This is a genomic window from Arthrobacter sp. ES3-54 (assembly GCF_029504395.1).
GTDB lineage: Bacteria > Actinomycetota > Actinomycetes > Actinomycetales > Micrococcaceae > Arthrobacter.
The window spans coordinates 25,092-38,203 of record NZ_JAQFIF010000008.1; the positions used below are offsets into that span (position 1 = coordinate 25,092).

Consider the following 13,112-nt stretch of genomic DNA (forward strand, 5'->3'; position numbering starts at 1 on the left):
CACGAGATCGTCCAGCGCGATTCTGCTCGTGATGAACGATTGAGCTCCACCTCGCCCTCCTACACCATCTTGATGATGGCGGGATGGTCACGGACCTAAGCGACGGCGCCACGCAGGTCGATCTCCTGAGCACAAGCTTCTTCATGTTCAGGGTGGCGTTCCCGACATGAGCACACCTAGCAGCGCTCCCCCGCGCCGGACGGCGGTGAGCCTGCTTTCGAGCACCGCTTTCACGCTGGCGTACTCGAACGCGACGTCGGCGCTGGTACCGCCTGGGGTCCCAATGACCGGCCGGCCGAGCCTTCCGTCTGTGCGCTCGGCGTGGCATGGGATGAGTGTCGGATGCAACCGATAGCTTTGGACTCGGAACAAAGATGACTGAATTGCGCCTCGGCGCAGAGAAGCGGAGGCACCCGATGAGGCGCAGAGAGGCACGACCACCCCGCTTCGACGTCCGGAAGGGCGCTGCGGCTTCACCGTGTCTTGTTGCTTCCCCACGGAGGACTCTCGGATGAGCCGTACGCTGAGCGCGCACCAGGCGAAGTTCTATGCTCACGAGCTGCAGCGCAGCTACGCAAACGATCACGTCGGCAAGCTCGCCGGCCTCCTGTTCGACGCGCAAGTAGAGCCTAAGCCGCACCAGATCGACGCTGCCTTGTTCGCGCTGCAGACGCCGTTTCTGCCGGGCGTGATCCTCGCTGATGAGGTTGGCCTCGGGAAGACGATCGAGGCGGGCATCGTCATCTCGCAGTACTGGGCGGAGCGGCGCCGCAGCATCCTGATCGTTGCCCCGTCGAGCCTGCGGCAGCAGTGGCAGCAGGAGTTGCACGAAAAGTTCCTGATCCCGTCCGCGATCCTTGATCCAAAGTCGAAGGACGCCCTGCTCGCTCACGTGGGTGGGCGCTCAGCGCAGGTGCTGATCTGCTCGTACGAGTTTGCGCTACGGCACGAGACCTCGCTGCTCGCGGCGTGGGATCTCGTCGTGGCGGACGAGGCTCACAGGCTGCGCAACCACTGGACAGGCAAGACCAAGGCCGCTGAGGCGGTCGCGCATATCGTGCAGGGTGCCCACAAGACGGTGCTGCTGACGGCGACGCCGCTGCAGAACAAGCTCGAGGAGCTGTACGGCCTCGTGTCGATCTTTGACCCCGGCTACTTCTACTCGCTTGAAGCGTTCCGAGAACGGTACGTCAAGAACCGGGACCTTGGTGGCGATGACGACTTGGTCGAGCGCGTTGCAACGGTCTCGAAGCGCACGCTTCGGCGAGACGCCGATAAGTACATACACTTCACCAAACGTATGCCGCTGACGGTCGAGTTCACACCGTCCGCCGACGAGGCGCGTCTCTACGACCTGGTGAACGACTACCTGCAGCGCGGTGAGCTGTTTGCCTTCGCAGGCAGTCAGCGCCACCTTTCCGCCCTGATCATCCGTAAGCGCCTCGGATCATCAACTTACGCCGTCGCCAGCACGCTGGAGAACATCGCCAATCGTCTGGCGGATGAGGTTGCGTCCGGGCAGCGCCGCGACGGTCGCGGCGGCCTGGTGGCGGCTGACTTCGCGGTTGACGATGAGATCACGAGCGAAGAGCTTGAGGAGGCCGAGGAGATCGAGGTAGCCACGCCTGGCTCCGGTGCATCTTCGATGGCTTTGGACGAGCCGCTCCTGGAGGCCATGAGGGCCGAGGTTGCTGAGCTGCGGGAGTATGCGGCGCTGGCTCGTTCGATCACCAAGAACCAGAAGGCGGTCAAGCTCGGCGAGGCGCTCGACCTCGGTTTTGAGCGCCTTCGCGAGCTGGGCGCTCCCGAGAAGGCCATCATCTTCACTGACTCGACCAAGACGCAGGAATACATTGCACGCTCCCTCCGTGAGACCGGCCGTGGCGACGGGCTCGTCCTGTTCAACGGCTCGAACAACTTGCCGGAGCAAACGGCGATCTACCAGGAGTGGCTAAAGGCCAACCAGGGCGGCGACCTGATTACCGGGATCGCCGCTGTGGATCGGCGCAAGGCGCTCGTGGACTATTTCCGGAACGAGGGCACGGTCATGATCGCGACCGAGGCGGCGGCCGAGGGCATCAATCTGCAGTTCTGCTCCATGCTCGTCAACTACGACCTGCCTTGGAACCCACAGCGCGTCGAGCAGCGTATCGGCCGCGTGCACCGCTTTGGGCAAAAGCACAACGTCGTCGTCGTGAACTTCTCGAACAAGGGCAACATCGCCGAGCAGCGCATCCTGGAGCTGCTGACGAACAAGTTCCAGCTGTTCTCGAGCGTGTTCGGTGCCAGCGACGAGGTGCTCGGCGCGATCGAGGACGGTCTGGACTTCGAAAAGATGATTAGCGGCATCCTCAACAGCTGCAAGACCGCCGACGATCTGGATGCCGCGTTCCGAGAGCTTGAGGGCCAGTACGCGACCGAGATCTCTCGCGAGATGGCTAACGCCAAGGCCAAGGTCTTCGACAATCTCGATCCGCATGTGCAGGATCGCCTCAAGGCATACGACACGCAGTCCGGCGAGGTGCTCAACAGGTTCGAGCGCCTGCTGCTCGCGGTGACGCGGCATGAGCTGGATCGATTCGCCACCTTCGAAGGCGATGGTCGCACCTTCCTGCTGAACGAATCGCCCGTCAGTGACGCACCGACCGGACGCTACTTCTTCAAATCGCAGCCGCTCGCTAACGCCCACCAGTACCGCTACGTGAGCCCGCTCGCCCAGCACGTCGTCGATGTCTCGAAGACCAACCACACCCCTGCGAGTGAGCTGACGTTCTCACTCAGCAAGTCGGAGCGTGTCAGCAGCGCGATCCGAGCGCTGGAGGGCGCCAGCGGCGAACTGACCGTCAGCCTCGCGACCTTCCGCATGAAGGCACGCGACGAGGACGTCTCCGAGTCCTACATGCTCGCCGGCGCACTGACCAATGATGGACGCTGGCTCGACGAGGAGTACGTCGCGGACATCTTCAACCTAGCCTGCACCTCCGTGGGAGAGCAGCCTGTCGTGACCGACGAGAGCCGCTTCGCGTTCCACCTGGACGCTCGCCGGGCCGAGCTGGAGAAGGAAGTGCAGGGCCGGAACTCCCGCTACTACGATCAACAGGAGGAGCTGCTCTACCGCAACCAGCAGGATCGGAAGGCCGAGCACGAGGCCGCGATCCGTGACTACCGCGCCAAGGAAAAGGAAGCCCGCAAGCTGGCACGTCAGGCCGATGATCCGATGGAACAGCTGCGGCTCAAGAAGGAAGCCCGCAAGTGGGAGCAGCGCGCCGAGGAATCCGACGAGGACTTCCGCGAGACGCGCAAGAAGCTGCGCGCCGAGGCTGACAAGTATCTCGAACTCATTGAGCAGTCGCTCCAGGGAACTCAGGACACGGAGCACCTGTTCACGATTCGCTGGCGGATAGACACATAGACCAAGGTCATTCACAAACCGACGAAAATTGTTAATAACATGAAAGAGATTTACCCGAATGACTGACGAGATCTACGAAACACGATCCACTACCCCGAATTTCCAGACCGAGCTGGCAGCGCAGCTTGCGGATCTGATGCCCGAGGCCATAGCCGACGGCAAGGTGGATGTCGAAAAGCTAAAGGAACTGCTCGACGGCGACGCAGCCGACAGCAGCGAGCGGTTCGGTCTTTTCTGGCCGGGCAAGAAGCGTGCGCTCCGTGCCGCGCAGGAGCCGACGACGGCGACGCTGAGGCCCGACTTCGGGAACTCAAAGGACTGGGATCTACGGGATCGACGTCGATACTGTCCGTGGACAGGTCCGGACGAACCTGGTCGACCTTTTGAATGAGGCGGCCGTCGGCGGACTTCTTTCGGCTGCCGCGCAGCGGATGATCGCCTTCGCGCGGACGAATGGAGCTTCACAATGAAACCCGCCAAGGAGATCTCAGCCGTCAAGCTCCCCTTCGAAACCGGCGAGTACCTCATCACTTGGCAGGTACCAGATCGCAAGGGCGGGTATACCTCAATACCTGGGCTTCTCACCGTCGACCGTGGGAAGTATCCGACCGGGGTTCTCTATGGTGACCTACCAATCGAGTGGGTGTCCGAGGGGGCGCCCGGAGTCGCCTCGTTCCCGCAGCGCCTCGCCTTCGACGTCTTCACAGGCCGACTCTCAAGCGGCGCCTACGTGGCCTTGATGAATGGTGAAATCAGCTACAGCTTTCCGGGCAGCGGCCGAGCCGTGGGAGCCTTCGCGGCCCTTTCGCTTGACGCCTTTGACACCTCAGACCACCGAAAGTACGCCTCCATCGAGCTCCAGATCGAGGGGCTAGAGTCAGTCGCGGGGGTCGCTCCGATCTCGCACGTCAAGATGCCAATGAAGGCAGGCGACCAGCCTGTCTGGGAAGCCACCGTCGATATGGATGCGAAGTTCACCTGGAGCGTGGGCGGCCTGACGATGACCTTCAGCTACGACTACAGCGTGCGTGCGCTTGATGGCTACGAGTTCAGAATGGCCTTCGGCCCCGTCCTACGCCTCACCTCAGACGAGCCTCAGTCGGTTGTCGACTGGTGGCTTGAGTGGGTGCGCCCTCTCCGCCAGCTCATTTCGCTCCTGACGGGTGCTCCACGTGAGGCTCGGTATCTTCTCGCGGCGGTCGACGAAGGCGCCCCCCGTTCGCACCGCGATCAGGTGTTCGGTTGGGACATCACCCACCTGCCGGTCAACTCAACCCGCGCTGCGGTCGAGGAGATTCGCTCGGCGGTCAACCTTGCGAGCGACAACCTGAGCCTGCTCGACCTACTGCATGCCTGGCGGGGACAAGTCGCCGCCAGACATCCCCTCTTTGAGACCTACGGTGCGATGGCGACGGCGACCGACCAGCATCCGCGCTCGAGGTTTCTGCTTCTGCTGCAGGCGCTGGAAGGGTCGCACGGCTACGAGAACCGCGCCAAACATGGGGCAGACAAGGAGAAGTACGGCGCTAAGCGGGAGGACGTGCTTGCGCGTGTCCGGCAGCTCCTTGAGAAGACCGACTTTGCGTTCATCAACAAGCACCTCCGCCGGGAGGCTCAGCAGGGCCTTGACTCGGCGCTTGCTGATCTGCTGAAGCGGCTGCCGGACGAGGTCTCAGAGGAATTCGCGAAGACGGATCTAATCAGCGCCGTTCGCAAAGCAGACACCGGCCAGGGAACGCTCCCGCTTCAAAGCGCACTCACTAGGGCCAGGAACACCTTGTCGCACGGCTCAGGGTCATTCGAACCTCAACACCTCGCGATCGTGGCCGACATTCTCGAGCGGTCGGTGCGTTCGGAGGCCATCCGATTGCTTGGTGCTCCACTTGGCGCCCAAAAACGCGCGGCCGAGAAGGAGGAGCGCTGAGGTCATAATCACGACTTCATACTGCGCGACCCGACCACGCTCCGCTGCTCACTGCAGCGAGTATTCGATCCGTCAACACCGACTCCAGCTGTCGACCCAGCGGAAGGTCACTTCAAGGTTGCGCTCTACTCGCGGCGGCTCGGTCTCGAGATTAGGTCGCTACTAGCGGCTCATCGCTCGGAACCTTAACGCCGTTCGCCAGATGCTTGCCTACTAGAAGGCTCTCGTAGCTCGAGTCCAGACTTGATGAAGGCAACCCTCATCGTCTCCTGGCTGACCGTCATGGTCATCGGTACTTTAGACAGCGACAGCCCACCTTCGTACAGTCGCGGCGCTCGAACGACCTGGTCGAGAGTAAGCGCTTGCCGTCGGCCGACAACATTGTTGGCGCGGAGCGCTCCTATGATCGTGGATTTCGAGACGCCATGCTCAACCCCCAAAGCGGTTGAAGTCTCGCTCGCGGTATAGCGAGCGATCACCTCCCTTCGCGCAGTGTCGCTGAGACGTGTCCATCTACGTCTGGGCTGAGGTACGCCTGGACGTTATGAGTATCATCTGTCCGGTTATCGGCAGGTTCGATGCTTGGCCGGTAAGAGCCCGAAATTCGCGTAATAGTGGTAACGCTGACCCCTGTTACGGAATTAGTGGAACAGAGTGAGACGTCGACCAACAGAAAAACCCCGTCCCTGCCGTTTCCGGCAGGGACGGGGTTTTCTGCTTTCCAGGTTCACACTTTCCCGCGGCCGCGGGCTACTTCAAGAACCGGTTACTTCAGAAAGCGAGAGGTGCGCCGGTCCGCCAGGATCTTCCCCTTCGTCTGGCAGGTAGGGCAGTACTGCAGGGCCGTGCCGCGAAGGAGACCTCCCGGACGCTATCCCCGCAGACCGGGCAGGCCTCGCCGGCCCGGCCGTGAACCCGCAGGTGGGTTAGCTTTCGTGTCCTTAAGGTCGGCGGGCGGCTTCCCGGCCGCCTCCGCCACGGCCGCGACGAGCACTTCATGGATTGCGCCCTTCAGGAGCGTGACGGATTCCAGTCCCTGACGGAGCCTGCTGCTGGCGATCGTGCCTTCAGCCGCGAGTTCGATCAGGGGTTCATCCTGCCCCTCAATCGTGCGCAGGCGGATCCCAAGCGACTCTTTCTCCTCGAAGTCTTCCGACTGCATCTCGACGAGCGCACGGCGCACTTCATTCCGAAGCTCGTTCCGAGCGACCTTTGGGAAATGCTGTGAAACGACGGCGCGGGCGACGGCCGTTTCTGCTTCATCGAGACGCACTGCCCGTATGGTGCACTTGCCTCCTGCTTCGCGGTGCAGAGAAAATACTCATAGGTGCCGCCGTTCTCGATGCAGGACGGGCGCAGCTGGAGAAGGAAGCCCATGGCCGTAAGTCCCGCTACTACGACCAGCAGGAGAAACTGTTCTGCCGAAACTGGCAGGACTGTAAGGCCGAGCACGAGGGTGCCGTCCGCAACTACCGGGCCAAGGCGAAGGAAGCCCTCAAGGTCGCCCGGCCGGCCTACGAGTAGATGGAGCAGTTTCGGCTCAAGAAGGAAATTCGGAATTGCGAGCAGGGTGCCGAGGAGGCTGACGAGGACTTCCGGGATAGGCGCAAGATGCCCCTCGCCGAGGTCGACTAGTATCGCGTCCTGATCGACCAGTCGCTCCAGGGAACGCCCGAGACCGAGCACTTGCTCACGATTCGCTGGCGACGGTCAGGAAGGCACGAAAACCTTGCCTGACCTCGTGAATGCAGTCGACCGCATCATCAGTTTTGGGGTGAGAGTAAGTCCCTAAGCGAGCTTAGCCAGATGGGCGCCATGCTCTGCGAGTCCATAAAGATCTGGGTAAACTGACCCATGATGCAAGCCCCGTTCCCCGAGCAACTTTTTCCTGATTTCAGGCTTTGCCTTGGCTGCAATTCTTAGCGTGTAGGCGGCTTGTGAATTTTCCGCCGTTCGCCGATTAAGACCCTTTAAAAATAATGATACAGATGTTATCTTCCGCACATCGGCCGCAGGCATTGTTTTCATGTTTCTGCGCTCCCATGCACCGGGCATTCGATATCGAGAGTTCTGACCATGCGGCAGAGACGGAACACCGCCCACTAAGAACGCTCCGTGCTGAGCAGTGATTCGCTCGTTTAGCGCACGCGGCGGATCCCAGATGAATGGAAGCTCAGTTTCCCAGCCGTTCTCTTTTGGGCCCCAATTTGTCCAAGGTATCTCCCGTGATCCCCAGTTTGAGTTGAGATCGATCATCCGATCGTCGGATTGGAAAGCAAATAGTCGACCGTCAACATCATCGCGGGGCATATGGGTATTCGTGTCGAACTTTTGCTCGGTTGCGAAGAATACGGCAACGTTCACAGAGTGGCTGACATCGATAAGCCGTGTAGGGCCGCCATAATGTTGAATATGTGCGAGCGTTTCGAGAGCGCTCCCGCCCCTATCGGGCCAAATTTCCCGGGACACTGACAGCAGTCGGGACTCTAGAACGCGCAGTCGGTCTTCCGACGGGACTTTTTGATCGCGGCTCTTCAGCCAACGGTAAGCGGAACTCAACAAGCCATAAGAGGCATCATGAACGCCGCGCCAAACCAATCTTCTTCCGCCCGACACCCTTTCAACGTTTATGAGCTCTTCTTGAAGGCTCGCCCAACTGTCAACCGAACGCTCCCAAGCGTTAAAGTAGCTTTGCGGATCCCAGGACGGTGAACTAGTTGGCATAGGTAGGAGCGTACGCTAATGGACCGGCCGACATTGACTGCGCACGCATCGGCGTTGCCGCATGGGATACTTTGAGGCATGCCTGAGACCCCTGCAACAACCCCTGACTTTCAGACAGAGCTGGCAACGCGACTTGCTGAGCTGGTTCCCGAGGCCATCGCCGACGGAAAGGTGGATGTCGAAAAACTCAAGGAACTTCTTGACGGCGACGCAGCCGACAGCAGCGAAAGGTTCGGGCTGTTCTGGCCCGGTAAGAAGCGTGCCCTCCGCGCGGCCCAGGAACCGACCACGGCTACGCTTCGTCCTGACTTCGAGAACTCGAAGGCCTGGGACACCACACAGAACGTCTTCATCGAGGGTGACAACCTCGAAGTTCTCAAGATCCTGCAAAAGCAGTATCACGCCAAGGTCAAACTGATCTACATCGATCCTCCATACAACACCGGAAAGGACTTCGTCTATCCGGATAATTACCGCGAGGGACTTCAAACGTACCTGAGGTACACCGGCTTGGTCGGTGAAGATGGCAAGGCCAAAAGCACCAGTGCACGGAACACATCTGACAACCCCCACTACCACTCAGCGTGGCTGAATATGATGTATCCGCGACTCAAGCTCGCTCGGAACCTGCTTACAGACGACGGAGTGATCCTGATTTCTATCAATGACGTCGAACAGGCACAGCTTCGTCGGCTCTGTGACGAGGTGTTTGGTGAGAATAACCTCGTTGCCCAATTCGTCTGGCTGAATGACGGCAACGTTGACCAACAAAGCAAGATCAAGGGCGTCCACGAGTACGTATTCGCATACGCGCGGAACGCCGCGAAATTTGCGCGCCCCACCGTGATCGACCCTAATATCGGCGAAGATAGCAAGCTCTATCGCGACCTGATCGAGAACTCCATCACGAAGAATGGCCCGGCGAACCCGCCGTCTGAGGTTGAGCTCCCGGTCGGGTTTCCGACGAACTTCGCAACTGGCCGGATCTCCACGCGCGAGGACTCCTTCCCGCACGTGCTTGACGAGATTGTCGTGAAAGACGGAAAGGTGGTGGGTCCGGCTCGCGTGCGGAGTGGGTGGAGTTCCCGAAACCTGCTCGATCTATTTATCCGCAACGGATGCTCACCCATCGACGATGCTGACGGTCGCGAAACGTGGTTCGAGCTGAGGGATACCGGTGCAATTTACATGATGAAGCGTCGTGCGGGAGATCAGGGCCACGTGCTGTCAGTCCTCCGAAACCTGGGGACGACAAAACAGAACAGCTCGCTGCTCGCGTCGTGGGGGTTGTCTTTCTCTTATCCGAAGCCACTCGGCCTCATCGAGTATCTCGTCACCGTGTTCACGCGGCCGGGTGAAGACGCGTTGATTCTTGACTTCTTCTCCGGGTCGGCAACGACCGCCCACGCTGTGATGTCCGCCAATTTGAGGGACTCTGGTCGGCGTCGCCACATTCAGGTCCAGCTGCCGGAGCCCGTTGGCAACGAAAACAGAAGCACGATTGCGGATCTCGCACGTCTGCGTATAGACAAGGCAGGCGAGTCGCTCGCCGGTACGCGAAGGAATCAGCTTCGGGCTGACCAAGACGCGGGACTCGACGTGGGTTTTCGTTCCTACAAGCTGGCCGATACGAACTTTTCGAAGTGGCGTGTGTCGAGTGATGTTGAGGAGGACGCGTTGCAGCAGCATCTGTTGAGCCTGCGTGACAGCGCGACTGATGATGCCACGGCGGACGAGCTGTTGACTGAGATCCTGCTCAAGCAGGGGTACTCCTTGACCGAGGCTGTCTCGGCGGCTGAGGTTGCGGGTCTCGATGTCCGGCTTGTTCGTGACCGTGATGGAGATGTCGCCGTGCTGGCGTACCTGAACGAGCACGTCAAGCCGACGTTGGAGCAGTTCCGGGCGTTCGTCGACGAGTCCCCGACACGGATCATCGTTCTCGAGGATGCGTTCCAGGGTGACGACGAACTTAAGACCAACCTGGCCCAGCTCGCAAAGAGCAACGGTATTGAACTCTGGACGGCGTGATGAGCGGGTCAGGGTTTCAGTTTGACGCCAGCCAGCCGTATCAGTTGGATGCGATCGCATCCGTGGTCGACCTCATAGACGGGCAACCGAAGGATGCGGAAAAGCTCGTCACGATGCTGCGCGGTGCAGCGGTGCTGCCCGAGTCGGATCAGGCGGCTCTCGATATCGACCTCACGCAGGAGGTCGGTGCCGTCGGTAACAGCTTGGTGCTCGATCGCGAGCTAGTTTTTGCGAACCTGCAGCGCGTGCAGGACCGGAACGGCCTTGAGGTAGCGCCGAAGCTCGCGGGCGACGCCCTGGACTTCGACATCGAGATGGAGACAGGTACGGGCAAGACCTACGTCTATCTGCGCACCATTTTCGATCTCGCCGTCAGATACAACTTCACGAAGTTCGTGATTCTCGTGCCAAGCGTTGCGATTCGGGAGGGTGTCAGCACGAGCATCCGCCTCATGCGCGAGCACTTCGAGAACCTCTACAAGCCGCAGGGCATCACCTTCGATGACTCGATCTACAGCGGCAAGAGCGCCGAGGAAGTCCAGTCGTTCGCGACCTCGACGAACGTGCAGATCCTGATCATGACAATCGACTCGATCCGCGGCAACGCGAACACCCGCATCATCCACCAGACGCGCGACAAGTTGAATGGCCTGCGGCCCATCGACTACCTGAAGGCGACCCACCCGGTCGTCATCATGGACGAGCCGCAGAATATGGAGTCGCAGCTCTCGCAGTCGGCGCTCGGTGAACTCGACCCAGTGTTCACCCTGCGCTACAGCGCGACCCACAAGAAACAGCGCAATGTGGTCTACCGGCTCGACCCGGTCGACGCCCACGACCTGGGGCTGGTGAAGCAGATCGCCGTGGCCGAGGTAGCCCAGCAGGGCGCGGACGCGACACCGTACATCAAGCTGGTCGAGGTGCGGCGTGAGCCGTCGTGGTCGGCCCGGCTGGAACTGTCCTGCCGCAAAGCCGATGGCTCGCTCGAACGGCGTATTGTCAGCGTGAAGCAGGATAAGGAGCTCTCGGACGCGCGTATAACCAACAACCCGATCTACGAGGGTTGGCGGATCAACGAGATGAGCATCCAACCCGCCTGCGTCGACCTCACCACACACGGCTACCTCTACGTGGGCGAGAGCATCGGCGCGTCCGCCGGCGCGATATACAAAGAGATGATCCGCGAGACCGTCCGGGAGCACCTGCGCAAGGAGTCGATGCTGCGTGCCAAGGGCATCAAGGTGCTCAGCCTCTTCTTTGTCGACAAGGTCGCCAGCTACCTGGGCGACGGCACAAACAACGATGACGCCAACGGTGACTTCGTGCAATGGTTCGATGAGGTCTTCATCGAGGAACGTGCCAAATCCCCGCGCTACCAGGAGCTGCTCCCGCAGGCGCCGAGTGAGCTCCGCCGCGCCTACTTCTCCCAGATCAAACGCGGCAAGACAACCGCCTTCCAGGACTCATCCGGTACGACCAAGGCCGATGACGACGCCTACGAACTGATCATGCAGCAGAAAGAGCGCCTGCTCGACGAGAGCGAGCCAGTGCGGTTCATCTTCAGCCACTCTGCCCTGCGCGAGGGTTGGGACAACCCGAACGTCTTCCAGATCTGCACCCTGCGCGAAATGGGTGCCGAGACCGAACGCCGCCAGACGCTCGGGCGCGGCCTGCGCCTCCCCGTCGCCAAGACCAAAAGCGGCTACGCCCGCGTCCCCGACCGCGGGGTTGCGACGTTGACGGTGGTGGCGAACGAGTCGTACACGAAGTTCGCCGACGCGCTCCAAAAAGAGTACAAGGACGCCGGCGTCGAGATCGGGCGGGTGCGCAAGGCTGAGTTCTCGAAGATCCCTCTGCAGGACGAAAACGGTGCGCTCACCGACGAGCGGTTCGGCTACCAGCGTTCCGTCCAAGTGTGGGAACACCTTCATGGCAAGGGATTCATCGACAAAGAAGGTGCCGTCACTCCGAAGTTCCAACCAAACCAGCTCGGTTTCGACCTTGGCCTGCCGGTCGACTTCGTCTGGGCGGAGCCGATTATCATTGAGCTGGTCGATCGCGCGAACATCGGCAAGTACGTCAAGCCGGTCAGTAAGCGCCAGCCGCGCGTGCTCAACAAACAGCTCTACGCGACACCAGAGTTCGAGGAGTTCTGGGAAACGATCAGCCAGAAGACCACTTACCGCGTGCGCGTCAGCCGCGACGAGATCATCGAAAACGCGATCGCCGCGATCAAGGACGCTCCCACCATCGACGCGCTGCGAATCCAAGTCACCCGCGCCGGAGTCAAGGTGCTTCGAGGTGGCGCCAAAGGCGAGGAACTCGGCACCCGCTCGGCGGATCTCAAAGGCAGCTACGACCTGCCAGACATCATCACCGAACTCCAGGAAGCGACCTCCCTCACCCGCAAGACCATCGTCGACATCCTGATCGGCAGTGGCCGGCTCGGCGAGTTCATCGGCAACCCGAACGACTTCATCGCGATGGCCAAACGTGCGCTCCAAGGAGAGCTTGCCAAGCTCGTAGTCGAGGGCATCCAATACGAGAAGATCGCAGGCTCCGTCTACGAGCTGCGTGAACTGCAAAAGGACGGCGAGGAGGAGAAAGAGCGCTTCCTCGACCAGATGTACAAAGTGCAGCACACCCAGAAAACGGACTTCGACTACGTCGTCTTCGACTCCGACGTCGAACGCCAGTTCGCCGAGCTGCTCGACTCGCGTGAGGACATCAAGATGTTCATGAAACTCCCCGCCAAGTTCAAGATCGACACCCCCGTCGGCCCATACAACCCCGACTGGGCGATTATGAAGATAGAGGAAGGCGAGAACCGCATCTACATGATCCGCGAAACGAAGAGCACGCTCGATGACTCAAAGCTCCGCCCGACCGAACTCGCCAAGATCAAATCCGCCAAGCGCCACTTCGACGCCATCGGTGTCGGCGACTACGCACGAGCCGTGCCCGGAGCATGGCACCTATAGACAGCACATTTCATTGGACGGCATTCAGTGCCGGACGGCCTCG

The 13,112-nt window shown here is 60.6% G+C and carries 6 protein-coding genes and 1 pseudogene; 5 read left to right on the top strand and 2 right to left on the bottom strand.

Going from position 1 to position 13,112, the window contains the following annotated elements; all coding sequences use genetic code 11:
* Window positions 1-511: 511 nt before the first annotated feature.
* From M2428_RS14765 to M2428_RS14775, 3 genes are all read left to right on the top strand, one after another.
* Complete coding sequence (locus M2428_RS14765; RefSeq protein WP_277526709.1) at window positions 512-3,412, top strand: SNF2-related protein; 2,901 nt, start codon at window positions 512-514, stop codon at window positions 3,410-3,412.
* Window positions 3,413-3,470: 58 nt separating this feature from the next.
* Window positions 3,471-3,803, top strand: a complete 333-nt coding sequence (locus M2428_RS14770; protein WP_277526710.1) for a hypothetical protein — start codon at window positions 3,471-3,473, stop codon at window positions 3,801-3,803.
* A 75-nt stretch (window positions 3,804-3,878) separates the two neighbouring features.
* Entirely contained in the window at window positions 3,879-5,336 is a 1,458-nt protein-coding gene (locus M2428_RS14775; RefSeq protein WP_277526711.1) for a hypothetical protein, read from the top strand.
* A gap of 766 nt (window positions 5,337-6,102) precedes the next feature.
* On the opposite strand, the pseudogene M2428_RS14780 reads toward M2428_RS14775, so the two are convergent.
* Together M2428_RS14780 and M2428_RS14785 are read right to left on the bottom strand one after the other, a co-directional pair.
* Window positions 6,103-6,342, bottom strand: a pseudogene (locus tag M2428_RS14780) (zinc finger domain-containing protein); the annotation flags it as partial.
* Window positions 6,343-7,124: 782 nt separating this feature from the next.
* A complete protein-coding gene (locus M2428_RS14785; protein ID WP_277526712.1) occupies window positions 7,125-8,060 on the bottom strand; it encodes an FRG domain-containing protein in 936 nt (311 codons plus the stop codon).
* Between the two features lie 78 nt (window positions 8,061-8,138).
* Here M2428_RS14785 and M2428_RS14790 point away from each other — a divergent pair, with 78 nt between their 5' ends.
* Both M2428_RS14790 and M2428_RS14795 read left to right on the top strand, forming a co-directional pair.
* A complete protein-coding gene (locus M2428_RS14790; RefSeq protein ID WP_277526713.1) occupies window positions 8,139-10,088 on the top strand; it encodes a site-specific DNA-methyltransferase in 1,950 nt (649 codons plus the stop codon).
* Window positions 10,088-13,069 (top strand): DEAD/DEAH box helicase family protein, encoded by a 2,982-nt coding sequence (locus M2428_RS14795; RefSeq protein WP_277526822.1) that lies wholly within the window; start codon window positions 10,088-10,090, stop codon window positions 13,067-13,069. Before M2428_RS14790 ends, M2428_RS14795 begins: the two co-directional genes overlap by 1 nt.
* Window positions 13,070-13,112: the final 43 nt, after the last annotated feature.